The organism is Mammaliicoccus vitulinus, from assembly GCF_029024305.1.
GTDB lineage: Bacteria > Bacillota > Bacilli > Staphylococcales > Staphylococcaceae > Mammaliicoccus > Mammaliicoccus vitulinus.
Genome location: NZ_CP118974.1, coordinates 527,632 through 553,834 on the forward strand (window position 1 = coordinate 527,632; position 26,203 = coordinate 553,834).

Sequence of the window (26,203 nt, forward strand, 5' to 3'; positions counted from 1 at the left end):
TAAATTGGTATTTTAATTTTATTCAAACATACCTTTTCTAATGACTTTATAATCAGCTAACATTATTTTCCCTTTGGCCATGACATCTTTAATTTCGTATTTATTTGTATCTATTACTAAAATATCTGCATCATAATTTTCTACTATACGTCCTTTATGGTGCAATGTTAATACTTTTGCAACATTAGAAGTAAACAATGGTATGATGTCTTCCCAATTTTTATATTGAGCTAATAAATTAAATAGTTGGTTTGTTAACGTGCTACATTTGGCGACGTCATATCCTACGAGTTTATTTTTCTTACCAAATTTAGGTAGACTTCCGTGACCGTCTGAAGATACTGTAAGTCTGCCCATATCTCCATTATGAGATTGATAGTATTCTACACATTCTACTGTATTGACATCTGCAGTTAAATCAACATATACGCCTTTTTTACTTAGCTTGATTCCTTCATCAAGTAAATCGAATCCTTTATCAAAATGTGTGACGTAGATTTTATTTGGTTTAACATCGTAATTTTCAAGTAGCTCGTGAATTTGTTTTAATTTATGTTTACCAGTTCCAATATGGAAGTGGGTAACACCTGCTTTAGCACCTAACATTCCTCCGACAGTAGTCTCTGCTATAACCTTAGCAAGTTCTTCTGTATTTGGAATGGATGATCTGAAATCATTAATCGCTATTTCTCCTGTGCCTATTACTTTATCGATTAATAATAAGTCTCCTTTAATTGAACCTGTAATAGTTGTAACAGGGAGATGATAGTTTCCAGTATACATATATGTAGAGATGCCTTCCGCTTCCAGTGCTTTAGCTTTAGAGTATAGATTCGTTAATGTTCGTGATAATCCATCTGTCCCAATTAAACCAACAACACTTGTTATGCCACTTTTAATAAGTTCGGATAAATTAACTTCAGGTGTACGCGTTATGTAACCTGCTTCTCCGCCACCCCCAAGTAAATGTATATGTGGGTCTATAATTCCAGGAATAACTAAATGTCCTTCAGCGTCGATAATATTTAAATTGGGATCAAGTTGTTTTAATAGTTCGATATCGATATCACCTATTTTGATGATTTTTTTACCTTGAATGAGTATGGATTGTTGGCCGATATTTTTTGGTGAAAATACTTCGCCGTTTTTTATAATCGTAAACATAATTCCCCTCCTGTAAAGCATCGTTGTTTCATATTCTAAATTAATTTGAGTATGAAAGCAAAATGTAGTGAACTTATTTAATAAAGTGCGATATTTGATATGTAATATAAATGTAATATAAAATTACACTTTTTATCGTGACTTTACCTCTTTTAGTATATATAATTAAATTGTACTTATTCGAAAAATATATATAGGGGTGGAGTTTATGTACAATACAAAAAAGGTTTTAACAGCAGGATTTGCTTCAGTAGTCGTGCTATCGTTAAGTTTATCAAATGTCGCGATTGCTAAAGAAAGTAGTCCATTAGATCAAAAAGAATTAAAAGCATTACCTAAACAAGAAGTTAGTTCAAAAACGGAAGCGCAAGAAGTGTTAAGCCAATTACCAGGAAATCCGAATATTAAAGAGAGTTATAAACAATTTGAAGTTACAAATGAGTTTAAAGATAATTTAGGATATACACATTACACATTAAAACCTAAAGTTGATAATATCGTTGTTGAAGATAAAGAAGTTAAAATACATACTAACAACAATAAAGAGCTAGAACTCGTTAATGGTGATGTAAATACAGAAACGGTTACATATACAAATAAACAAAGTTTATCTAAAGATGATGCTATTAATAAAGCTTTTGAAAGCATTGGTAAAAATCAAAATGAAGTAAAAAATATTGCTGGTCAAAATGTTATTAATCAAGAAGAACTAGTCATCAATGCTGAAAAGAAAAAACTCGTTTATAATGTCGAAATCATATACTTAGATCCAGAACCTGCACGTTGGGAAATTAAAATTGATGCAGAAACTGGAAAAGTATTAAGCAAGAAGAATAAAATAGAACATATAGCTGGAAGTGGCGTAGGTGTTAATGGAGATACTAAAAAACCATTAAATTTAACAGAAGTCAGTAACGGCTATGGATTACAAGATGAAACACATACCGGCACAATCCATACGTATGATGCTAAAAATGGCACATCCAATGCAACTTTAATGACTGATAGTGATACGATATTTAATGATAAGAACCAAGCAGCTGGTGTAGATGCGCATTTTAATGCAGCTAAAACATATGATTATTATTTAAATACACATCAAAGAGATAGCTATGATGGTAACGGAGCGGAAATAAACTCCATTGTTCATTATGATAAAAATTATAATAATGCTTTTTGGAATGGGCAGTATATGGTTTATGGTGATGGAGATGGTCAAACATTCACGTCATTATCTGCAGCAGATGACGTTGTTGCGCATGAATTAACACATGCTGTTACTGAGCATAGCGCCCACCTTGTTTATGAAAATCAACCTGGTGCATTAAATGAGTCAATGTCAGATGTATTTGGTTACTTTGTAGATCCAGATGATTGGTTAATGGGTGAGGATGTTTATACACCAGGTAAAGATGGAGACGGCTTAAGAAGTCTTTCAAACCCTGAACAGTATAACCAACCTGCTCACATGAATGCTTACCAAGACTTACCAAACACTGAACAAGGAGACTACGGTGGTGTGCATATTAATAGTGGTATACCAAATAAAGCTGCATACTTAACTATTTCTAAAATTGGTAAAGAAAAATCAGAAGCGATTTATTATAGAGCACTGACACAATACTTAAGTTCTAATGCTTCATTCTTAGATGCGAAATTTGCATTAAAACAAGCAGCCTCAGATATTTATGGCGCAAACTCAACTGAAGAACAAGAAGTTGTAAATGCATGGAATTCAGTCGGCGTTTCCGGATAAAATAATTGTATTTTCACACATTGAGCATTAAAATAAAGAAGAGGATTATAACATGAAGATTAATAAATCTATTACAAGTATAAGTGTATACGTAAGTGCTGGAAACATATGATTGACGGGATAATTATATGCACACTTACTATACCTTATGATATGCATGTATAGGTTTATAAACATGTTAATTCGATAAAAGAATTTGGGGAGCGTTATATATGAAATTAGGAGAACGTGTTAAACAAAGGAGAATGGATTTAAAGCTTTCTCAACAAGGGTTAGCCAAAGGAATCGCTACACAAAGTCAAATATCTAAAATTGAAAAGAACGAGTTACAACCAGGATCACAACTGCTTTTTAATATTTCTAGACGACTGAACTGTAGTATGGATTTCTTATATATAGGTGATGAATTAGATACACAATTAGAACAAAAATTAAAAGTAATAGAAAGATTATTAGAAGATCGTGATTATGATGCATTAATACCGATTATCGATGGTAATTATTTATCAAATGGATCTACTGATGAAATTGCAGCTTCTAAGTGGGTAAGATCAATTATCGCATATTATAAACATGATGAAATTGAACATTCACTTCAGTTGATTGAAGAAGCATATCAATTAATTAATAGTAATATGTATGTAAAATTACAAGTATCGATCTGTAATACAAGAGCGATATTCTACTATAGACAAAATGAAAATGAGAAAGCTAAATCATCTTTAGAGCAAGGATTAGACATTGCTAAACGATTGAATGTTGAGGACAATTATCAAATTAAATTGTTATATACATTATCTAATATTTATTCTAGTGAAAAAGCATATGACAGATGTTTAGCATATGCACAAACTGCATTAGATATTACGATTAAATCAAATCAATATATGCTATATAGCGAATTAGTATATAATATTGTGAATTCACGCATAGAAATGAACATAAATAACGACAGTGATAAAAAACAATTAGAAGTAGCGCTTTATTTAAGTGAACAGTCTAAAAAATATAACATTACAATATTATTAAGAGACTTGATGAAATTACTATAATCAAAATCAAACGAGGTTGGGACATAAATCCTAACTTAAAATAAAAGATCTCTTCATTAGTTAAGCCTAATGAAGAGATCTTTTTATATTTTAAAATTTTACGATTTTGAAAGTGCATGCTTGCCTAGGGTATGGTTCGAGCCTGTAGTCTCTCACTCATACTATTCCCCCGGGCGTCAGCACTTTACAAAATCGTGGAGAATAATCTAAGTGAAATCATGGTAAAACGCACGAAGACTCAAAGATATTGTGCGATTTTGGCAAAATCTGGATAAAGCGCACGAAGACTTAGAAGATATCGTGCGATTTTGGTAAAATCTGGGTAAAACGCACGAAGACTTGGAAGATATCGTGCGATTTTGGTGAAAAGATCTACAGTAAATAAATTTCTTGAGCTAAATGGCTATCGACATTAAGCTAAGACATTTATGTCCTAGACTTCACTACTAATTTTAGTATGTTTTTTATGAATATTTTTCCAGTGTTTCAAGATGATCATTTTCTATGAATAATTTGATAAGTGATTTTGTTTGAAATTGCTCACTTAATTTTGTTTCTAAGTTTTGGATCAGTTGAAAATCGTGAGTTGTTGTATGCGGATATGTAAGGTTTAAACTTTTCAAAATATGTAAAGTGACCGCTTCTTCTAAGAGTGAAACATCGGCGTTAATATATGTTATGGCAGATTCTTTTGTAGCGTTTAATTGCATTAAATGGCTTAAAAATAACTTTGTGAAATGATAGGCAATCGTGTCATATAAATCATCATAGTGCTGGCATAATGACTCGATGAAAAAATATACATGAGGTATTTCTTCGGTTTTAATCATCGCATCTTGTTTGTATGCACCGATTAAAAAGAAAATATCAGGCTTTAAGTAAGCATCGTATTGTTTTAAAAATTGCCACCTTACATCAAAAACAATATGTACTAACTTTGTATTTATTTTTAGAATTTTGGCAGTATCTGTTTCTAATTTAGAAAGGGTCGTCGATAAGTTGTCGTTAAGATATTGCATATCTTGTTCTGCATGTTGCAATTCAGATCGATATTTTTCGTAATATGTTTTAAGTGACAGCTCATTTAAATGAAAGTTATTAAAAAAATCATTTATTGTATTACTAATAATCATAATATAACTCCTTAATATCTTCTTTATTCTTATTATACGTTATATTACCTAAAATTTATTGTTTAATCATAACAGGACATAAAATATGCTCAATTAATTATACCGATATACCTATATCGTGCTATTTAAGGTTATAAATACCTTATATAAATATACTGATATAGTAAAAGGGTATTGAATTGATTTTGAACATAGGTTATGATGACGGTATTGATAATTATAGTACACGTCGTGTACTAATTAGTTAGGAGTGGTTATTTTGAAGAAACCTTTTGAAATTTTTAGAGAAGATATTAAAAATATTAAACGTGTGCCATTTGTCATTATATTGTTGTTAGGATTATCAATCTTACCTTCATTTTACGCATGGTTTAATTTGAGTTCGTCATGGGATCCATATAATAATACGGAAGGGATTAAAATTGCAGTCGTTAACGAAGATGAGGGTGCAAAATTAGATGGTAAAAATATTAATGTAGGTAATCAACTCGTCAAACAGCTAAAAGACAATGATAAATTTGGTTGGGATTTCGTCAATCGTAAAACAGCTGATGATGGTGTGGAAAAAGGTGATTATTATGCTTCTATTTATTTACATAAAACTTTTTCTGAAGAAGTTACAAGTATTTACCATAAGAAACCTAAAAAAGCAGTAATCGATTATAAAGTAAATGAAAAATCAAATGCGATTGCTCCGAAAATGACGAATGCTGGTGCATCATCAATTGTAGATTCATTAAATAAAGAGTTCGGGGAGAATGCGACACAAGCCTTATTAAAAGAAGCAAATCAAGTCGGATTAGATATTGAAAATGAATTACCAACTATGAGTAAAATCAAAAATGCGATTTTTACAGCAGAAGATAATCTTCCTGAAATAGAAGAATTTAAAGAAAAAGTTATAGAAATAGATGAACATCAAGGTGATATTGATCATTATAAAAATGAATTTGAATCATTAGGGAACTACAAAGGTGATATTAATAACGGTGTAGAAAAAATTAACGAAGTAAACGGTAAGATGGGTGAAATTAACCAAGCTGCACAGTTAATTACGACACTCAATTCTAAAATGCCTGAAATTGAAAGTGCATTATCAAAAGTTTCAAAAGTTCAAGAACAATTTCCGAAAATTAACAAAGGCGTACCTCAAGGTATTGAAGCAACTGAAAAAGCATTAGTAGCTTTAAATCAAGCCGAACAATATTTGCCTAAATTAAATAATAAATTGGACAAATATGAAGCTGATGCAAAGAAAGCTCAACAAAAAACTGAGAAAGCGAATGACAAGCTTAAAGCAGAAGAGAAAAATAAGGAAACTTCAAAAGATAAAAACAGTAAAGAGGACTCTAATCAGTTTGAAGAAGATGCTAATACTGAGCAAAATAAAAACGAAGAGAATAAATCTGCAAACAAAACTGAAGAGCAATCTGATGAACAACCTAAGGAACAAACTGAAGAGCAATCTGAAGAAAATAAAAATGACACTCAAAATTCTGATGAACAAGAAAATAATGAACAAGAATCAGAGACTTCAGAAGATGAAACAGCATCAACAGCGTTTAATAAAGACAACATCGTCACAACTCAACAAGCATATGAGGAAGATAACGCTGAAAATCAGGACAAGTCTAAAGAAGTGTTAAATGATCAAGATATTCAAGATATGAAATCTGCACTTAGTGAGTCTTTAACAGCTTTAGCTGACTATAGCAATGAACAAGCAACAATGAATAAAAAAGATTTAGATAGTATGAAAGCCATTAATCAAAGTATAATGATAAGTCAAGATAGCGAACAGCTGACAGATACAGTGAAAAACAATCAATCTCGCTTAAAACAAGGTGTAGAATTTAATCATTCGATGATTAATATATTAAGTGAATTACAAAAATCTGAAGGAATGGATACGTCAACAGCCATTTCACAATTTGAATCTGTGAATAAAGATTTACAAAATGTAATTGATGGTCAAGATAGCCTTATGAACGCTTTAAGCAATGGACAGTCTGGAAAAGAACAAGTATTGTCATTGGATAAACTTATAGATTCTAATTTAGTATCTTTAGATCATTTAATTAAATATAGTAGCAATGACTTTAAATCCACTTTAATGCAAGGTGTTGATCAAATAGACTCGGCATTAATTAAAGGTATAGACGACATATCTACGATAAGAAATTCAATGAATATGATTGAAGATGTTATTCAAAATGGGAAAAGTTCATTGCAAAATGGACATGATTTATTAGTGAGTATTAACAACGAATTGCCAGAACTTGAAAGGAAATTTAATAATATTAATGAAGTTGCACAAACTAACTTCCCTGCATTCAAAGAACAAGTAGGTAAAGGTGCAAATTATGTTGAAAATGAACTGCCAAATGTTCAGTCTGAAATAGCAAATATAGCACAATTTTCAAATGAAGATTTACCTGCAATGATTGATAAATATGATAGAGCTGTACAATTGATAGATGGAAATCTACCAGAAGCTCAAAAAGAAATTCATGATTTAGCAGAATTTGCTAGAAATGATTTACCAAGTATTGAAAAAGATATTAAAAAAGCAGCGAATAAAGCGAGAGAAATAGATGAAGATGATACTGTTCATGACCTGATTAAGTTATTGAAAAATGATTTGAAAAAACAAGCAGATGTTATAGCGCATCCTATAGAACTAAAAGAAGAAGCATTGTTCAGTGTTTCTAACTATGGAACAGCAAGTACGCCATTCTATACATCTTTGGCGATGTGGGTTGGTGCATTACTATTATCTAATTTATTAACAACTGATATTAAAAATCCTAAAATTAAACATAAATATTCATTAAGAGAAATTTTTGTCGGAAAGAGCTTCATATTTATAATTATAGGTGTTGTACAGTCAATCATAGTATCTTTAGGAAATATATTTATATTAGGTGCTGATATAGATAATAGATGGTTATTTGTACTACTATCTGTTCTTGTGTCTATCGTGTTTATCAGTATTGTTTATACACTTGTTTCATTATTCGGTAATGTCGGCAAAGCGCTTGCGATGGTCATGATGGTTTTACAAATTGCTGGAGGCGGGGGAACATTCCCAATACAAGTTACGCCGAAGTTCTTCCAAGCGATTCATCCATTTTTACCGTTTACTTATGCTGTAGATGCATTACGAGAAGCGGTAGGAGGCGTAGTGCCAGAAATATTAATTTATAATTTAATGTTTTTAGTATTGTTTGGTGTTGTCATATTCACGATAGGATTTATTGTTAAACCTAAACTTGATCCATGGAAAAACAAGACAATCAAACGTGCAGAAGATAGTTATTTAATGGAGTAATGAGCGAATTTCATCCTATTTGTATCAATAAAGAATACTTTTAGTAAATTTTATATTTGACGAGAACAATATTGTCTTGTAACCTTTTAAAGTATTCAAGATATAAATAAGGAGAAAATAATGGAACAAATAGATAAAAAAGGGTCTTTCATAGCATTGCTACCGTTAATTATATTTGTAGTGCTGTTTATTGGTGCAGGATTAATCATGCATGATTTTAATTTCGTGCCTTTAAATGTTGCGATACTTATTGCTGCTGTATTTGCTTGTGCCATGTATCCAAAGACGCCTTTAGCTAAAAAGTTAGACATTTTTACTAAAGGCGCTGCACATCCTAATATATTGTTAATGGTATTTGTATTCTTAATGGCGGGTGCTTTTAGTGAAACAGCTAAAAGTATGGGTGCAGTGAGTTCAACTGTTAACTTAGGATTATCATTAATACCAGGACAGTTTTTATTAGCTGGATTATTTATTGTAGGTGCTTTTATATCTGTAGCTATGGGAACTTCTATGGGGACTGTAGCTGCACTAGCCCCTGTCGGAGTGGGTATATCTGAAGCAACTGATATATCATTAGCGTTAACAATTGCAACAGTTGTAGGCGGCGCGATGTTTGGTGATAACTTGTCTATGATTTCAGACACTACAATTGCTGCAGTACGAACTCAAAAAACAAAAATGAGCGACAAATTTAAGATGAACTTCTTAATCGTATTACCAGGCGCCATTTTAACAGTCGTTATTTTATGGTTCATGACTAAAGATTCTGGTATGACAGATGCCGCTCAAGGTAGTTATAGTTTAATCAAAGTTATTCCATATTTATTTGTATTAATTAGCGCGCTATGTGGAATGAATGTCCTCATGGTTTTAGTGCTAGGTGTAATCGTTGCAAGCTTGATCGGACTCTCTGATGGCTCATTTACTTTAGGTGATAATCTTAAAGCAATATCTGATGGTTTAATTAGTATGCAAGATATTTCAATGATCGCACTTTTAATCGGCGGTATGATTGGTCTGATTGAATACCATGGAGGTATAAAATGGTTGTTAAACGTTGTTACAAGTAAAGTGAAATCTAAACGAGGCGCAGAATTTGGAATAGCAAGTTTAGTCAGTGTAACGAATTTAGCAACAGCTAATAATACAATTTCCATTATTACAACTGGTCCTTTAGCTAAAGAAATAGCAGAAGATTACCAAATTGATCGAAGAAAGTCTGCAAGTATTCTAGATATATTTGCTAGTACGATTCAAGGTATCATTCCATATGGTGCTCAAGTATTGGCTGCCACTAGTGTAGCGGGTATTTCAACAGTATCGTTGTTACCATATTCATTTTATCCTTACTTATTAGGCATATGTGGCATTGTATCGATATTGATAGGATATCCTAGAAATAAAAAAGGGCTTAAGACATAACGCCTTTTCTCAAAATAAATCACCCAATCCGTTGTATATATTTTCGGATTGGGTGATTTTTATATTTTTAATTTTATAAAGTCCATACCACAGGCAAGCACTTTACAAAATTATTTTCCTTCTAGTTCATATCCATATGCAGTTTCTCCATGGAATACTGTATCTAAACCTGCTAATTCTGATTTTTCATCAGTTCTTAATGTTGTAAAGATGCTGATGCCTTTAGCTATGATGTAAGTCATAATACCGCTGAATGCGATTGTTACAACTACGGCTATAATTTGTACTAAAACTGGCATAAATCCACCACCGAAAAATACGCCATCAGAGATACTTGAATTGACGTTTGAATTTTGGAAGAAGCCTGTACCGATTGCACCAACGACGCCTCCAAATCCGTGTAAACCAAATGCATCAAGTGCATCGTCATAATTAAGCAATACTTTTAAATGAGTTATAACGTAGTAACATACGAATCCACCTAACATACCGAGTATCATCGAACTTCCGTATCCAACGAAACCTGCTGCTGGTGTGATCGTGACGAGACCAGCTAACATGCCTGATAAAGTGCCTATTAAAGTAACTTTTTTCTTTTGGTAATATTCGAATATAGTCCAACCTGCGATACCAGCACATGATGCTAAAATGGTATTTACAAAAGCCAACATGGCAATTGAATCGAATGTTAATGCTGATCCTGTATTAAAGCCAAACCATCCAAACCAAACGAGAATACCACCGATTAAAGTGATCACTAAATTATGCGGTGGCTTTTTGTTAATAGGCTTTCTTGATCCGAGTAGTAGGGCAAGTACGAGTCCAGATACACCTGAGGAAATATGTACGACTGTGCCACCTGCAAAATCTATCGCACCTAGTTTGTGTATCCAACCTCCGCCCCACACCCAGTGCGCTACTGGACTGTATACGAATATTACCCATAATCCCATAAAAATTAAAAATGGTCCGAATTTCATTCTTTCTGCGACTGACCCTGTGAGAATGGATACTGCAATTGTACAAAATGTTAATTGAAAAAGCATAAACAGTGCAAATGGAATTGTTTCACTAAACTGACCGTTCGGTGTAAAACCAACGCCATTTAATAACGCGTGAGAAAAATCACCTATAAATAAGTTGTTTCCGCCAAAACTCAGTGAAAATCCAACTAAAACCCAAGTGAATGTTACAACTACAATTGCTGAAATGCTGTGCATAGATGTATTTAACACATTTTTGGATTGAACTAATCCGCCATAAAATAGCGCTAATCCTGGTGTCATTAACCAAACTAATAACGTACAACCAAATAATAAAAGTGTATCTGTCTGACTCATCTTCCCTCAACTCCTTATTTTTTTAAAGTATAAAATATAAAATAAGAAATAAGAAATATGAGTCAGGTAAATTTACACTGTGTGTCATGTTATATGACATAGATGGAATAGATTAATCATTAATACCTAAATAATCAAATGTAACTGCTGCGACAGATTTAGCTGCAATCAGTAATGAACCTTCATCTATATCAAATTTAGGGTGATGGTGTGGGAATGTTTCTTTATCTTTTGGACTAGCACCAACATAGAAGAACGTACAAGGTAATGCTTTAGCATAATAAGCAAAGTCTTCAGAAGGTGGTTGTGGTTCGCATCGTTCAACACTTTTAACTTCAGGAATATTTGCTGCTTCAATTGCTTTAGCAACTTGTTTCGTTAATTCAGGGTCGTTGTATAGTACGGGATAATCTTTTGTATATTCTAATTCGCATTGAACACCATACATTTTTTCTAATCCGTTAGAAAGTCGTTTAACTTCATCTTCTATTAGATTTAATGTTTTTTCGTTCATGCCTCTAACATCACCTTCAAGCGTGACTTCATTTTTAATAATATTAAATTGTCCTTTCCCGTCAAATGAACCGATAGAAATGACGCCCATATCAAATGGGTTAAGTCTTCTAGAAATGATTGTTTGTACAGACATGACAAAGCTACTTGCTGCAACGATTGGGTCGTTTGCTAAATGCGGAGAAGAGCCATGTCCACCACGACCTGTAATGTTCAATTTAAATATATCTCGTCCGGATTGAACATTTCCTTCACGATAATAAACGTGATCACTTTCTAATGCACTCATAACATGAACACCAATCACATTATCTACACCATCTAGAATGCCATCTTTAATTAAATATTGTGAGCCACCTGGTGGTTTTTCTTCAGCAGGTTGATGGATAATAACAATTTTTCCTTTAAGTTGATCTTTAACCTCTATTAAAGTTTCAGCAAGAATCAGTAAATAAGCAGTATGTGCATCATGACCACATGCATGCATAACGCCTTCATTTTTTGAACTGAATTCTAAGCCAGTGTCTTCCTTAATTGGTAAAGCATCAAAGTCTGCTCTAAGTGCCAACGTCTTACCTGGTTTTCCAGAATCAATCGTCACTTTAATTCCATATATACCTTCTCCACCAATATGAGTTTGGAGGGTAACATCTTTATCCTTATAAAAATCTGCAATATATTGGGCAGTTTCTTTTTCTTCAAAAGATAATTCAGGATTTTCATGTAAATATCTTCTGATTTCAATCATTTTGTCTTCCTTTTTCGATAATCTTTCATAGAAATCATTTAGCATATCATGTTCCTCCTCATAAAATATTTATCTTTATTATAGTTGAAAAATAGAGGGATATGTTGTGAGAAGAACGAATTTTATATTGACACGATAAATAAACGAGAGTAGAATGGTCAAGTATTAGTTAGCAAAGCTAACCTTATTTTATGAGAAAAGGTGAAAACAATGAAGAGTTTTTTATTTACATACACGAATTTGTATCGACCGTATATTCATCACATTAATGCCATATTAGAGCCTTATGGTTTATATGCTGCACAATACAAAGTACTCCATGATATTGCGAACAATGAGCCTACAACGCTTGTACAAGTATCTAAACGTTCTTTTATTGAAAAACCTACAGCTCGTAAAATTATAAAAAAATTAATTGATTTTGAACTTGTTCAAGCTGTTAATAGTAAAGAAGACAAAAGAGAAAAATTTCTTACATTAACAGAGAAAGGGAAAAATCAGTTTAATGAAATACATGAAAAAATTGTAGAGTTTCAAAATAATTGTCTACAAGCTGTTGGAGCAGATGATGAGGAGCTTGAACAAGCACAGCAATTATTAGAAAAAATTAGAGAACATTTAATAGAGGAGGTAACAGAATAATGAGTGAACAATTAAAAAAACCAATTTGGACAAAAGATTTCATATTTAACTTTGTTGTAAGTTTTGTCATATTTTTATCTATGTATTTATTACTCGTTACAGTAGGTGGATATAGTAAAGAAACATTTGGCGTTTCAGATAGCTTAGCTGGTTTAGCTTCGGGGCTTTTTATCGTAGGATCTTTAATAGGAAGATTTTTAACAGGTAAATATATCAATATTGTAGGCACTAAGAAAGTGTTAATAATAGGCGGGATATTACTTGTCATCACGAATGGCCTATATTTTGTATCAGCATCATCATTCGCACTTTTACTGATCGTACGTATTTTAAATGGTATTGCTAGCGGGGTAGCAAGTACAGCTACAGGAACGATAGCTGCATTCATCACACCAGCACAACGTCGTAGTGAAGGAATAAGTATGTATAGTTTAAGTATGGTTCTAGGAACTGCAATCGGACCATTTATAGGCTTATTATTATATCAACATATTCCAATGACTGGGCTATTTACAATCTGTACGATATTAATCGTTATCGCGTTTGTTATGTCAATATTCATGAAAATTGATACGCCAGTAATGGCCAACACAAATGAAGAGAAAAAAGGATTCAGATTATCTGATTTCTATTCTGTACATGCATTACCAATTGCTATAGTAGTGGTAATTGTAAGTATTGCTTATTCATCAGTACTATCATTTATACAATTTTTTGCACAAGAAAATCATTTAGTAGATGCAGCAAGTTTCTTCTTTGTTGTCTATGCAATTGCGGTATTGCTAACGCGACCATTTACAGGAAAAATTATGGATCAACGTGGAGAAAATATCGTTGCAATACCAGCATTTATTTGTTTAGTTCTCGGTTTATTTTTAATTAGTATAGCGAGTAATGGTGTCGTATTATTAATAGCTGGAGCGTTTGTAGGATTAGGATTTGGTAACTTACAATCTATATTCCAAGCACTCGTAGTGAAAGTGTCACCAGTAGAAGCAATGGGATTAGCAACATCAACTTATTTCATAGGTTTAGACTTTGGATTAGGATTTGGACCATATGTATTAGGTAACTTCACAAATTCTATCGGATATTCAGGTTTATACTTAGCAATGGCACTAGTTGCATTACTCGGTTTAGTAGCATTCTACTTCTTGCATATGATTAAAGCGAAAAAAGAAGTGAATTATTACTCGTAAAAAAATAGTATAGGAATAAATACTCATTTATAAAAAAATATCTCTTCATTAGCTCATAACCTAGTGAAGAGATATTTTTATGTTTACAAATCTTACGATTTTGTTCGTGCATGCTTGCCTAGGGGTATGGTTCGAGCCTGTAGTCGCGCGCGGCATACTATTCCCCCGGGCGTCAGCACTTCACAAAATCGTGCAGAATATTATAAAGATATTTGCTATTTATCAAGTGGAGTCTGACATGATAAATTCACGGCCATATCGCACGAAGACTCAAAAGATATTGTGCGATTTTGGTAAATTATGGATAAAACGCACGAAGACTCAAAGATATTGTGCGATTTTGGTAAAATATGGGTAAAACGCACGAAGACTCCAAAGATATCGTGCGATTTTGGTAAAATCTGGATAAAACGCACGAAGACTCAAAAGATATTGTGCGATTCAAGTGAAATCTGGCCATATCGCACGAAGACTCAAAAGATAAAATAAAAAGAGCGTAAATTCTTAAGAATTTACGCTCTTTTATATATTAACCTTCTAAATCAACTGAGTTAATGTCAATTCCTAATGCGTCTGCTACGCCTTTACCATAGTCTGGATCAGCTTTGTAACAGTTACGGATATGACGGTGTTTTACTTCGTCAGTCGTGCCTTGCATTTCGTTTGCAGTATTTTGGAATATACGTTGTTGTTGCTCTGGTGATTGTAGACGGAATAATTTACCTGGTTGTTCGTAGTAATTATCGTCATCTTCACGGAAGTCATGTTCGTATAATTCGCCTTCAACTGGTAAACCTGGTTTTTTGAATTCTGGTTGAGATTCATGTGCTTCATAACTGTTTGGATAATAGTTAACGCCAGCGCCTAAGTTACCATCAACTCTCATTTGACCGTCTCTAGAGAATGGACAAACGTTAGCTGCACCTTTAGCTGAGTTTACTGGGATTTGAAAATGGTTTACACCTAAGCGATAACGTTGCGCATCGCCATAAGAGAATAAACGTCCTTGTAACATTTTATCTGGTGAGAAGTCTATACCAGGGATGATGTTTGTAGGTGCGAATGCAGCTTGTTCAACATCTTGGAAATAGTTCTCTGGATTACGGTTTAATTCAAACTCACCAACTGGAATTAATGGATACTCATCTTTGAACCAAACTTTAGTTAAGTCAAATGGGTTATCTTTATGGTTTCTTGCTTGTTCTTCAGTCATAACTTGAATGTACATTTTCCATTTAGGGAAATTGCCTTCTTCAATTGAGTTGAATAAGTCTCTTTGACTTGATTCACGGTCTTTAGCTATAACTTGTTCAGCTTCTTCGGCTGTATAGTTTTCAATGCCTTGTTCTGTTCTGAAGTGGAATTTAACCCATACACGTTCTCCAGCGTCATTGTACATTGAATAAGTATGTGAACCGAAGCCATGCATGTTACGGAAACCTTTTGGAATACCTCTATCTGTCATTAAGATTGTTACTTGATGTAACGCTTCAGGTAAAAGTGTCCAGAAGTCCCAGTTAGATTGTGCATTATGCATGTTCGTTTTAGGGTCACGTTTAACGACGTGATTTAAGCTTGCAAATAATTTAGGGTCACGGAAGAAGAATACTGGTGTGTTGTTACCAACTAAGTCCCAGTTACCTTCCTCTGTGTAGAATTTAAGTGCGAAACCACGGATATCACGTTCAGCTTCAGCAGCACCACGTTCACCAGCTACTGTAGAGAAACGAGCAAACATTTCAGTTTGTTTACCGATTTCAGAGAAAATTTTAGCATTTGTATATTGTGTAATGTCATGTGTTACTGTAAATGTACCAAATGCACCAGAACCTTTAGCATGCATACGGCGCTCAGGGATTACTTCTCTATCGAAATGTGCCATTTGTTCTAAGAAGTAAACGTCTTGCATTGATATAGGACCACGTTTTCCAGCAGTCATTGTATTTTCACGATCTGAAACAGGTGCTCCAAATAGTCCCGTTAGTTTTGATTTATTACTCATATAATTATCCTCCTCAAGAATTCTTAATTATAATAATTCTAATTTCATACTAATTATAATTTAAAGTGCCCAAAGAGACAAGTAAAAGAATAAATAATCTCGAAACATTCTTTTTGATACTTCAGTTTATATTTATACTTAATATCCTAAAAGTGTAAATTATAAACATTATATAGCTACTTTCACATGATTTCAGCTATGTTATCTCTTGGATTTTATGTAATAAATATTAATGTTTTAAAAGGAAAATGAGAATTTAACTTGTTAATTGATTATAAGAACTATAATTAATTAAAAAAAGAACGCTAATATTAAGCGTTCTAGATAGAAATGAATCTTATTTAGATTTACCTCTGTTTATAAATAGAGGTTGGACATCTATTTTCTTCAAGATAATTTCTTTAGCTTTTTCAGGTAAAAGATTAATTTCAGGAATATCTGAAAGTTTGACAGAGACATAATCAATTTTTTGATTGTGAGGAATGTTTAAATCATTTAAAGATTCTTCTATCGTTACGTCATAAATAAATAAAATTTCATGATATGACGTACTTTCATATTCAAAAAAGTTTTGAATCGTAGATAAAAAATGAATATTGTCACATTGAATGCCAAGCTCTTCTTTAATTTCACGTTTAATAGCAGAATCAGAACTTTCATAATATTTAACTCTACCGCCAATTAAGGCATAATAATCGCGTTTCTTATCGTAATGAAAGCAATAACCATATTTGTCTTTGATGATAGCACCGACTCGAATGTTCAGCATGCCTTCTCCAGATTTTATTGAAAGATCCATTTATAGTCCTCCTTTATAAAAAGATTAGAATAACTTAAGTATGACAATCCCAACGAAAACTAAAATTGCACCAATTAAACGTCTTGAAGTCACTTTGAATATAGGTGTATTAAACAACCCAAAGTGATCGATTAATAATCCCATTAACATTTGACCAAAAATAACTACCATAAGTGTTAGTGCAGCACCAAGCTCAGGCATTAATAGAATGTTTGTCGTAACGAATACTACGCCTAATGCGCCACCTATAAAGTAAATAGGTTTAATTTTACCTTGTTCAGGATGTGTAAGACTAAAGCTAATTCTTCTAACAAGTACGAGTGAAAGAACGAACAATGCGATAGTACCTATAGCAAATGAAATTAATGCAGATAAATAAAATGACTGAACTTCATATCTTAGTGCACTATTTATTGCAGTTTGAATAGGTGGCAGACAACCAGTAAATATACCTAGTATCATCCAATAATTTGTATGTTGAGACTTTGTTGTAATGATTCGAGCAGATTTCTTTTTGTAATTCATTAATAATATACCCATTAACATAATCATTACGCCAAAAATTCTACCTAAGTTTATTGTATGAACATCAGCATTAAATAATCCGAATTGGTCTATTATGATTCCCATAATAATTTGGCCTGATACAGTCATGACGACGGTTAATGCTGCACCAATTCTCGGTAAAAGTAGTAAATTACCTGTTAAGAATATGACACCAAGTAAGCCACCTGTAAACCATACATATGAATATTCTTGATTCATCATAAATGAAGGGGTTAACTTTTGTGGATTCATGATTAAATTTATAACGATAAGCACGATTGTCCCAATCAAAAATGAGTAAAACGATGCGAGTATAGGCGATTTAGTATAGCCACCTAGTTTTGTGTTGATTGATGTTTGTAGTGGAACACATAATCCAGCAAGAACACCTAATATAATTAATAATATCAATCTTTATAACTCCTTTTTTTCTATATCTGTAGCTTGTTGGTAATATATAGATTGCTCTTTTTCAGGAACCATATTACCTCCAGTAGACCAAACGATATGTGTAGCATTTGGCGTATCATAATTTAAATCATGAATATATGTTAAACCTTGAAAACCTGAAGTGGCTGAAGGTTCGATAAATATATTTTCGGTATCTTTTAAAGCTTTTAAATAACGATATAATTGATTATCTTCAACTGTGCAAGAACCAAATAGAAGAGACGTCATGATGTTTCCAACTAGTTTTGAAGGACGACTAACTGCTAAGCCGTCTGCAATTGTCTTGCCAGATAGTCCGATATCTTGGACGGATATGACATCGTGTAACTTTGTAATCATGCCTAAAGTCATACAAGGTGCTTCTGTCGGTTCTATAAAGACAGGGTGAACATGATCACCAAAGATTAGTTTTAAACCGAATGCGACACCACCAGGTCCGCCACCAACACCACATGGTAAATATATAAATAGAGGGTGGTTCTGATCAACCTGAATATTGATCGCTTTAAGTTGTTCTTTTAATCGTAAGGCACTTACAGAATAACCTAAAAACAAATCTTTAGAAGCTTCATCATCAACAAAGTGACAATATGGATCATTTAATGCGACTTTTCTACCTTCTTTCACCGCATAACCATAATCTTGTACATGCTCTACAACTTCTACACCTTTAGATTTGAGAAGGTCTTTTTTCCATTCTTTCGCATCTTGAGACATATGAACGGTAACTTTGAAGCCTAATTGAGCGCTCATAATACCTATACTTAAGCCTAAGTTGCCAGTTGAGCCAACTGCAATACGATATTTTGAAAACAGTTCTTTATATGAATCAGTCGCTAAAAGACGATAGTCGCTATCTTCAGTAAAAGCAGTTTCTTTAATAGCTGTTTCTTCAGCAAATTTTAACACTTCATAAATTCCACCACGCGCTTTAATAGAACCTGAAATAGGTAACGCATGATCACCTTTTAATAAAAGTTGACCTTTTAAATGGGGGAAACAAGTCTCTTTGAATTGTTCTAATTGTAAAACGGGTGATTCGATTTTGCCTTGGTTATTGTGAGTTTCTGGAAAAACTTCTTCAATATATGGCGCAAAACGTGACAACCTTTGTTCAGCATCAACTACATCATCCAATGTAAATGGGAGAGAGTATTTATTTAAATAGTCTGGGTTTTTCCAAAATATTTGTTCTCCACGAGCTATATTAGAAATAATAGGGAATTTATTTTTTAATGACTGAATGTCTATAGACATGATTCATCTCTCCTTATTAAAATATTTTGTTATGTGTGTTTTATTGTATAACCTAATCATACAATAAAACACACCCTATTAATAAATTAAGAGGGTGTGCTTTATAAACGAACATTTTTTGAGTTTATTTTAAAATCTTACGATTTTGAAAGTGCATGCTTGCCTGGGGTATGGCTCGAGCCTGTAGTCTCTCACGCATACTATTCCCCCGGGCGTCAGCACTTTGCAAAATCGTAAAGGACAAATTATAAAGATTGTTTGCTATTTATCATGTGGGCCTTCACTTGATAAATTCAATGACTCTATTTATTATTTCGTTTGTAATTTTCGTTAAAATAACTACCGTTTCTTATTTCTTCTAAAATACCATCATATGGTTTTTCACTAACTACGTCTTCATTATTCTGTCCAGCATTAGCGACATATGAAATTTTTGCAAATTCAGGTACTACCAATTTAGGATAAGTATCGTATTTTTCACGAGACTCTTTCATGAGTTCAATATGATCATTTTGATAAGTAACTGTTATTTCTGGATGTTCTTCGACCCATTTTGGGAAGAAAATTGTACCATGCATAATACCTTCATTAGGTAAAAAGTCCAAAGCAACATCTGTCCCCGTTGGTTCAGTCCATGTGATTTTGAAAACTCCATCAGTTAACCTAACAATATTCACTTCTTGATCTCTTACCCATCTTCCTGCAACCATACCACCATGTATACGATAATCAATTGTATTTTCATTTTTTACATACATCTCGTATTCCCAACCATTATCATAAGTATAAATTAAATGTGTACCTAAAAAATCATTCAATTTATTAAAATTATTAGTCATTAAAAACTCTCCTTTAGAAATCATGTAATTAATTACATGTTATTATTTACATACAAATGTTATACTTATTTTGAAAAATCGTCAAGGAGGGTGTATTATGGCTCAAAAAAATATTTTGCAGTACGTATTACTAGGGCTTTTAAAAAATGAAAGTTTGTCTGGATATGATATTAAAAAGGCATTTGAAAAAGATATTGGAGAATTCTGGCAAGCAAATCACAGCCAAATTTATCCCCAACTTAAAAAACTAAATGAACGTGCTTTAATTGATAAAAAAATAGTGATAGCAGGAGAAAAGTTAGAAAAAAAGGTGTACTTTATCACTCATAAAGGTCTTCAATCGTTAAATGAATGGCTAATTTCTCCAACACCTGAACTGTCAATCAATAAAAATGAATTTCACTTAAAACTATATTTTGTTTCTGATAAAGATGATTCCATATTACCTATCATGCTCCAAGAGCAAATTCATTTGCATAAAACTAAGTTAATGAATTTAAAAGAACGACGTGATATATTATTTGAAAATCAAAAAAATCGTGAAAATAATTATGGTCACTATCTTGTTTTAGACTATGCGATTCAAAGAGAAGAACATCATATAGCTTGGTTGAATCACCATTATCATTAAACAATAGATAGAGAAGTAATAAAATCATTAAGTTATCACCACCATCACTTAATGAATAATTTTTATTTACAAATGATATAGTGAAAATATAATTAAGTACGCTAACTATTCTACCTTTATAACCAATAATAAATATAATAGAAAATAGTATAACCTAAACATACAATAAAACTTCCGACAAAGTTGTTATAAACTCTATCGGAAGTTTTAATTTTTATGATGTGTATAAGTCTCTTGCAGGTGCTGGCATTGAATTTGGTTTTGCGTATTTTAATATAGTGCGTACGTATAATGATGAGACTATTAGAAATACAATTGATCCACCGATTAATGCAGTTTGATAAGGGAGAGCTAGTCCTTCTGGTGCATATAATACATATACACTTATAGAAGCTGTCATAAATAATGCTGGTATGCCTGCTACTAAATGTTTCTTACTATATCTCAATAAGTAACAAACGCTAACCCATAGCATGACTGTTGCTACTATTTGATTTGTAAATCCTACATATCTCCATAGAAATGAATAATCTATCATTGAAAGTATAAATGCTGGTAAACCTACAGCAAAGCTTGCTGCAATCATTAATGCTTTTGGTTTGATGTTTACTTTACCTTTCATGAAGTCTTCTATAATCATTCTTGCACTTCTTAGTGCTGTATCACCAGTTGTAATAGGAAGAATAATAACACCTAATAGGGCAAGAATGCTTCCAAATGGACCTAACAACTCGATTGATATTTGATCTACAACACCAGCTGGTCCTACTGATTGTAATTTAGCAGCTAAACCTTCTGTACCGCCAAAAAATGTCATGCCTGCTGCTGCCCATATTAATGCGATAATACCTTCTGAAATCATAGCGCCATAAAATACTTTTCTACCTTCTGATTCATTTTTAACCGTTCTAGAAATAATAGGACTTTGAGTACAATGGAATCCGGAGATTGCACCACATGATATTGTCACCATTAGTAACGGCCACACTGGAAGACCCTTTGGATGTAGATTATGAACAGTAATTTCTGGAATATGCTTTCCACTGAATATGAGTGCAGCTGCGATACTAACAGCCATAACGATTAGAATAACCCCAAAAACAGGATAAATTCTGCCAATAATTTTATTTATAGGTAAAATTGCTGCAAGTATAAAGTAAGTAAATATGATAATCAATGCTACAAAGAAAGATATCGGTGTTTTACTCGATAATAATTGTGCTGGTCCAGCAACGAATGCAGCAGCAACTAGCACCATTAATACTACCGAAACAACATCTGTAAATACTCTTATAACCTTTCCTAAATAATGTTGCACGAGCATAGGGAACTGTGCGCCTCCATGACGTAAACTTAACATTCCTGAGAAGTAATCATGAACACCACCTGCAACAATACATCCTATTACAATCCATATGAATGCGACCGGCCCGTATAAAGCGCCAGCTACTGCGCCAAAGACCGGCCCAAGTCCAGCTATATTAAGGAGCTGAATCATCCAACCTTTCCAAGCAGGCAATGGAACGAAATCCATATTGTCTTGCTTACAATATGCAGGTGTTTTTTTGTCTGGATATATTTCGAAGACACGTTCTATGTATTTACCGTAAAAAACATATCCCAAAATTAAAATGATAATACTAGAGATAAATGTAATCATTAGTAAAACCTTCTTTCAGATGAGAATAAAAATAGATTAGCAAAAAATAAGCAATCTAGCAATAAGAATTTTGAAATTTCTGATAATTTATAAAAGGTAGGTTTCTCGAGTATTATTTGCAATTGTAAAATCACAAAATTATAATCAAAAGTAAGTCGTATAAATAAGCTTTTTATAAAATATGGCTTTTATAGGCATAATTTAATAAAGGGGGAATCACCATGCAAGCACATCAAGTGTTAACAATTGATGGTAAAGATTTTCTTGTAGAAGAAGGAATGAGACTTTTAGATTTTATAAAAGCGCAAAAATTATCCTTTGTCCCTTCGATTTGTTATAACGAATCTCTCGGACCAATAGAAACATGTGATTCTTGTATTGTTGAAGTCAATGGACAACTTCAACGTGCGTGTAGCACAATGATTGAAAATGGAATGGTTGTAAATACTCAAGTTGAGAAAGTAAAGTCAGCTCAAAAGCAAGCACTGGACAGAGTGCTTGAGCATCATGAATTATATTGTACAGTTTGCGATTATAATAATGGAAATTGCGAGATTCATAATACAATGGGTGAATTTGGTTTAGAACATCAATCAAATCCATTTAAATCAAAAGGCTATGAAAAGGATTATGGTGCTTTTTATAGATATGATCCTGATCAATGTATTTTATGTGGTAGATGTGTTGAAGTATGCCAAGATGTTCAAGTTAATGAAACTTTAACAATTGACTGGAAAAGAAATGAACCAAGGGTAATTTGGGATAATGATAAAGCAATTGATGAATCAAGTTGTGTCAATTGTGGTCAATGTGTAACAGTATGTCCTTGTAATGCATTAATGGAAAATAATATGTTAGGTAAAGCAGGATATATGACCAACCAAGAACCAGGCTTATTAAGATCAATGATTGAGTTAACTAAAAAAGCTGAAACAGGTTATGGACCTTTATTTGCGATATCTGATTCGGAAGCAGCTATGAGAGAAGAAACGATTGAGAAAACGAAAACAGTGTGTACATACTGTGGTGTAGGTTGCTCGTTTGATGTGTGGACGAAAGATAGAGAAATATTAAGAGTCTTACCTCATGAAGATTCTCCTGCCAATCACATTTCAACATGTGTTAAAGGGAAATTTGCATGGGATTATGTGAATTCTGAAGAAAGATTGCAAAAACCTCTTGTGAGAAAAGATGGATATTTCCAAGAAGTTGAATGGGATGAAGCATTAAGCGTAATCAGCAATAGGTTCTCTGAAATTAAAAATCAATATGGCAAAGATGCTTTAGCATTTATATCTTCGTCGAAATGTACAAATGAAGAATCTTATTTAATGCAGAAGTTATCGAGACAAGTTATCGGTACGCATAATGTAGATAATTGTTCTAGATATTGCCAAGCTCCAGCGACACAAGGATTGTTCAGAACTGTAGGTTATGGTGGAGATTCAGGCTCAATAGAAGATCTTGAAAAAGCAGAGATGGTCATTACTATAGGTACAAATACTGCAGAAGCACATCCAGTAATAGCAAGTAAAATTAAGCGAGCGCATAAACTGTTGGGACAAAAATTATATGTATTTGATATTAGAAAACATGAAATGGCAGAACGTGCAGATAAATTTTACAAACCTAATCCAGGAACAGATTTAGTTTGGTTATCTGCAGTGACAAAATATATTATCGACCAAGATTGGCATAATAAAGCATTTATTTCAGAATGGGTTAATGACTTTGAAACATATTATGAAAGTTTAGAGCCATTTACTTTAGAATATGCAGAAAACAAAACGGGTATAAGTCAGGCTGAATTGAAACATATCGCTAAACAAATTACAGAAGTTAATACGCTCTCCATTTGTTGGGCAATGGGTGTGACGCAACATCGTATCGGTAGTGATACGAGTACAGCTATCTCTAACTTGTTACTAGTAACAGGAAACTATATGAGACCAGGAACGGGTGCATACCCATTAAGAGGACATAATAATGTTCAAGGATGTAGCGATATGGGAAGTATGCCAAATACATTCCCTGGATATCAAGATGTATCAGATGATGAAATTAGACATAAGTTTGAAAAGGCATGGAACGTTTCATTAGACTCTGAAAGAGGATTAGATAACCATGAAATGATCGATAGCATTCATGAAGGTAAATTACACTCACTGTATATTAAAGGTGAAGATACAGGTGTGGTAGATGCCAATATAAATTATGTTAGAGCAGCATTTGAGAAGATTGATTTCTTAGTTGTACAAGATCTATTCTTATCAAAAACGGCAGAATTTGCTGATGTCGTGTTACCAGCATCGCCTTCATTAGAAAAAGACGGTACGTTTACAAATACAGAACGCCGTATTCAGAGAATCAACAAAGCATTAGAACCACTTGGTGATTCTAAACCAGATTGGGAAATCATACAATTAATCGCTCAGTCTCTTGGTGTAGATTGGGATTATAAACATCCAAGTGAAATTTGGTTTGAAGCTCAGGAATTAATGCCGTTAGTAAAAGGTGTTACGTATGATCGATTAGAAGGTTTCGACAGCTTACAATGGCCTATGAACGATGACGGTTCAGATACACCGTTATTATATACTGAAAGGTTTAATTTCCCTGATGGCAAAGCTAAACTTTACCCATTAGAATTCAATATTGAATCTAAACAGACAGAGGAAATGTCATTACATGTCAATAATGGACGTGTGTTAGAACATTTTCATGAAGGTAATATGACTTATCAAGTGCCAGGTTTAAAATACAAATTACCAAGAAACTTCTGTGAAATTTCAGAAGAACTTGCTAAAGAACATGGAATAGAAAATGGTGCGAGAGTGAAAATAACATCTAAAGTAGGCACTACGGAAGTGAATGTACAAGTAACAGATAGAGTAACAGGCAATTATATTTATATCCCACTAAATGACCAAAATGAAGGGGCACCAAACTTTATTACCGATAGTGATGTAGATAAAGATACGAACACACCTGCATATAAAGATAATTACGCTAAATTAGAAGTGATCAGCAAAAAAGGTGAGTCTCCAATACCTAAACATAACTCGCGTTTTGGAACTAGACAGCCACAAATTAGCGTGAGGGTTCAAGATAAATGGAATCAATCAAGCTACACATTCCCAGGTAAAGGTGGCGATGCGTAATGGCTGAAAGAGTTAAAGTCATTAAACGTATTAATAAAAGTAAAGCATATAAAGTCGAAGAGAATATTAATGAAATAAAAGAACAATTAGCTGAACGTAAATTGGCGATAGAAAAAGGGATTGATATTCTAGATGCACTCGAAGAAGCCCAAGCATTAGATGCAGTTCATGCAGCAATTGTACAAAGAAAAGTCATAACTGGAAATTTAGTAACAGAACTCAATAAAGAACAATATGAAGGCATTTTGAGCAATCTTGGCCAAGTGTTATTTTTACTAGGAGAATTAGATATAGAAGAAACTTCAACATTTGTGAAAAGAATAAATAACGGCATGAAAGTTGCCAACCGAGCAAATCCGAACAAAAAAACGTCAGTAACAGATTTGTTAGGCGCATTGAAAGACCCAGAAATTAATCAAAGTGTCACGTTACTGCTTAATTTCTTAAAGGGTATGAGTAGAACAGAATAAATATTTTTGAAGCGTTTAGGATATAAATCTCAACTTAAAATAAATCACCCAATCCGTTGGAATCATCTTCGGATTGGGTGATTTT

Annotated in this window: 19 protein-coding genes; 9 read left to right on the forward strand and 10 right to left on the reverse strand. The window is 33.0% G+C overall.

Going from position 1 to position 26,203, the window contains the following annotated elements; translation table 11 throughout:
• Positions 1-18: 18 nt before the first annotated feature.
• Complete coding sequence (gene iadA / locus PYW35_RS02500) at positions 19-1,164, reverse strand: beta-aspartyl-peptidase (RefSeq protein WP_016912944.1); 1,146 nt, start codon at positions 1,162-1,164, stop codon at positions 19-21.
• Positions 1,165-1,372: 208 nt separating this feature from the next.
• On the opposite strand from iadA, the gene PYW35_RS02505 reads away from it, so the two are divergent.
• Together PYW35_RS02505 and PYW35_RS02510 are read left to right on the forward strand one after the other, a co-directional pair.
• On the forward strand, positions 1,373-2,920 hold the full coding sequence (locus PYW35_RS02505) for a M4 family metallopeptidase (RefSeq protein ID WP_103322653.1): 1,548 nt from the start codon (positions 1,373-1,375) through the stop codon (positions 2,918-2,920).
• A gap of 212 nt (positions 2,921-3,132) precedes the next feature.
• A complete protein-coding gene (locus PYW35_RS02510; RefSeq protein WP_016912946.1) occupies positions 3,133-3,972 on the forward strand; it encodes a helix-turn-helix domain-containing protein in 840 nt (279 codons plus the stop codon).
• 464 nt (positions 3,973-4,436) lie between these two features.
• Here PYW35_RS02510 and PYW35_RS02515 read toward each other — a convergent pair whose 3' ends face one another.
• Positions 4,437-5,105, reverse strand: coding sequence for a hypothetical protein (locus PYW35_RS02515; RefSeq protein ID WP_103322654.1), 669 nt, complete (start codon positions 5,103-5,105; stop codon positions 4,437-4,439).
• A gap of 250 nt (positions 5,106-5,355) precedes the next feature.
• On the opposite strand from PYW35_RS02515, the gene PYW35_RS02520 reads away from it, so the two are divergent.
• Together PYW35_RS02520 and PYW35_RS02525 are read left to right on the forward strand one after the other, a co-directional pair.
• On the forward strand, positions 5,356-8,436 hold the full coding sequence (locus tag PYW35_RS02520) for a YhgE/Pip domain-containing protein (RefSeq protein WP_239102395.1): 3,081 nt from the start codon (positions 5,356-5,358) through the stop codon (positions 8,434-8,436).
• Positions 8,437-8,556: 120 nt separating this feature from the next.
• Entirely contained in the window at positions 8,557-9,861 is a 1,305-nt protein-coding gene (locus PYW35_RS02525; protein WP_016912571.1) for a Na+/H+ antiporter NhaC family protein, read from the forward strand.
• A 110-nt stretch (positions 9,862-9,971) separates the two neighbouring features.
• On the opposite strand, the gene PYW35_RS02530 is transcribed toward PYW35_RS02525, so the two are convergent.
• Both PYW35_RS02530 and PYW35_RS02535 read right to left on the reverse strand, forming a co-directional pair.
• Positions 9,972-11,201: an ammonium transporter gene (locus PYW35_RS02530; protein ID WP_016912570.1), complete on the reverse strand. Its 1,230-nt coding sequence runs from the start codon at positions 11,199-11,201 to the stop codon at positions 9,972-9,974.
• A gap of 112 nt (positions 11,202-11,313) precedes the next feature.
• Complete coding sequence (locus tag PYW35_RS02535) at positions 11,314-12,507, reverse strand: amidohydrolase (protein ID WP_103322656.1); 1,194 nt, start codon at positions 12,505-12,507, stop codon at positions 11,314-11,316.
• 165 nt (positions 12,508-12,672) lie between these two features.
• On the opposite strand from PYW35_RS02535, the gene PYW35_RS02540 reads away from it, so the two are divergent.
• Both PYW35_RS02540 and PYW35_RS02545 read left to right on the forward strand, forming a co-directional pair.
• Positions 12,673-13,104, forward strand: coding sequence for a MarR family winged helix-turn-helix transcriptional regulator (locus PYW35_RS02540; RefSeq protein ID WP_016912568.1), 432 nt, complete (start codon positions 12,673-12,675; stop codon positions 13,102-13,104).
• Positions 13,104-14,303, forward strand: a complete 1,200-nt coding sequence (locus PYW35_RS02545) for an MFS transporter (protein ID WP_103322657.1) — start codon at positions 13,104-13,106, stop codon at positions 14,301-14,303. Before PYW35_RS02540 ends, PYW35_RS02545 begins: the two co-directional genes overlap by 1 nt.
• A gap of 529 nt (positions 14,304-14,832) precedes the next feature.
• Here the strand turns inward: PYW35_RS02545 and PYW35_RS02550 are convergent.
• The 5 genes from PYW35_RS02550 to PYW35_RS02570 form a co-directional block, all read right to left on the reverse strand.
• Positions 14,833-16,305, reverse strand: coding sequence for a catalase (locus PYW35_RS02550; protein WP_016913086.1), 1,473 nt, complete (start codon positions 16,303-16,305; stop codon positions 14,833-14,835).
• A 337-nt stretch (positions 16,306-16,642) separates the two neighbouring features.
• Entirely contained in the window at positions 16,643-17,104 is a 462-nt protein-coding gene (locus PYW35_RS02555) for an NUDIX hydrolase (protein WP_103322659.1), read from the reverse strand.
• A gap of 24 nt (positions 17,105-17,128) precedes the next feature.
• Positions 17,129-18,061, reverse strand: a complete 933-nt coding sequence (locus PYW35_RS02560; RefSeq protein ID WP_016913084.1) for a DMT family transporter — start codon at positions 18,059-18,061, stop codon at positions 17,129-17,131.
• A gap of 3 nt (positions 18,062-18,064) precedes the next feature.
• Positions 18,065-19,357: a D-serine ammonia-lyase gene (locus tag PYW35_RS02565; protein ID WP_103322660.1), complete on the reverse strand. Its 1,293-nt coding sequence runs from the start codon at positions 19,355-19,357 to the stop codon at positions 18,065-18,067.
• 302 nt (positions 19,358-19,659) lie between these two features.
• Entirely contained in the window at positions 19,660-20,175 is a 516-nt protein-coding gene (locus PYW35_RS02570) for a phenolic acid decarboxylase (protein ID WP_182475353.1), read from the reverse strand.
• A gap of 118 nt (positions 20,176-20,293) precedes the next feature.
• Here PYW35_RS02570 and PYW35_RS02575 point away from each other — a divergent pair, with 118 nt between their 5' ends.
• On the forward strand, positions 20,294-20,827 hold the full coding sequence (locus PYW35_RS02575; protein ID WP_103322661.1) for a PadR family transcriptional regulator: 534 nt from the start codon (positions 20,294-20,296) through the stop codon (positions 20,825-20,827).
• Between the two features lie 214 nt (positions 20,828-21,041).
• Here PYW35_RS02575 and PYW35_RS02580 read toward each other — a convergent pair whose 3' ends face one another.
• Positions 21,042-22,487, reverse strand: a complete 1,446-nt coding sequence (locus PYW35_RS02580) for a carbon starvation CstA family protein (protein WP_016912892.1) — start codon at positions 22,485-22,487, stop codon at positions 21,042-21,044.
• Positions 22,488-22,708: 221 nt separating this feature from the next.
• Here PYW35_RS02580 and fdhF point away from each other — a divergent pair, with 221 nt between their 5' ends.
• Positions 22,709-25,648, forward strand: coding sequence for a formate dehydrogenase subunit alpha (gene fdhF, locus PYW35_RS02585; RefSeq protein WP_103322662.1), 2,940 nt, complete (start codon positions 22,709-22,711; stop codon positions 25,646-25,648).
• Entirely contained in the window at positions 25,648-26,118 is a 471-nt protein-coding gene (locus PYW35_RS02590) for a helical membrane plugin domain-containing protein (protein WP_016912890.1), read from the forward strand. Before fdhF ends, PYW35_RS02590 begins: the two co-directional genes overlap by 1 nt.
• The last annotated feature ends 85 nt before the right edge of the window (positions 26,119-26,203 follow it).

What these genes read in the sequence shown, in the direction of transcription:
- PYW35_RS02590 (WP_016912890.1), top strand. Translation starts at nt 25,648, where the DNA reads ATGGCTGAAAGAGTTAAAGTCATTAAACGTATTAATAAAAGTAAAGCA.
- PYW35_RS02510 (WP_016912946.1), top strand. Translation starts at nt 3,133, where the DNA reads ATGAAATTAGGAGAACGTGTTAAACAAAGGAGAATGGATTTAAAGCTT.
- PYW35_RS02555 (WP_103322659.1), bottom strand. Translation starts at nt 17,104, where the DNA reads ATGGATCTTTCAATAAAATCTGGAGAAGGCATGCTGAACATTCGAGTC.
- PYW35_RS02565 (WP_103322660.1), bottom strand. Translation starts at nt 19,357, where the DNA reads ATGTCTATAGACATTCAGTCATTAAAAAATAAATTCCCTATTATTTCT.
- PYW35_RS02505 (WP_103322653.1), top strand. Translation starts at nt 1,373, where the DNA reads ATGTACAATACAAAAAAGGTTTTAACAGCAGGATTTGCTTCAGTAGTC.
- fdhF (WP_103322662.1), top strand. Translation starts at nt 22,709, where the DNA reads ATGCAAGCACATCAAGTGTTAACAATTGATGGTAAAGATTTTCTTGTA.
- PYW35_RS02525 (WP_016912571.1), top strand. Translation starts at nt 8,557, where the DNA reads ATGGAACAAATAGATAAAAAAGGGTCTTTCATAGCATTGCTACCGTTA.
- PYW35_RS02540 (WP_016912568.1), top strand. Translation starts at nt 12,673, where the DNA reads ATGAAGAGTTTTTTATTTACATACACGAATTTGTATCGACCGTATATT.
- PYW35_RS02550 (WP_016913086.1), bottom strand. Translation starts at nt 16,305, where the DNA reads ATGAGTAATAAATCAAAACTAACGGGACTATTTGGAGCACCTGTTTCA.
- PYW35_RS02535 (WP_103322656.1), bottom strand. Translation starts at nt 12,507, where the DNA reads ATGCTAAATGATTTCTATGAAAGATTATCGAAAAAGGAAGACAAAATG.
- iadA (WP_016912944.1), bottom strand. Translation starts at nt 1,164, where the DNA reads ATGTTTACGATTATAAAAAACGGCGAAGTATTTTCACCAAAAAATATC.
- PYW35_RS02545 (WP_103322657.1), top strand. Translation starts at nt 13,104, where the DNA reads ATGAGTGAACAATTAAAAAAACCAATTTGGACAAAAGATTTCATATTT.
- PYW35_RS02530 (WP_016912570.1), bottom strand. Translation starts at nt 11,201, where the DNA reads ATGAGTCAGACAGATACACTTTTATTATTTGGTTGTACGTTATTAGTT.
- PYW35_RS02515 (WP_103322654.1), bottom strand. Translation starts at nt 5,105, where the DNA reads ATGATTATTAGTAATACAATAAATGATTTTTTTAATAACTTTCATTTA.
- PYW35_RS02580 (WP_016912892.1), bottom strand. Translation starts at nt 22,487, where the DNA reads ATGATTACATTTATCTCTAGTATTATCATTTTAATTTTGGGATATGTT.
- PYW35_RS02575 (WP_103322661.1), top strand. Translation starts at nt 20,294, where the DNA reads ATGGCTCAAAAAAATATTTTGCAGTACGTATTACTAGGGCTTTTAAAA.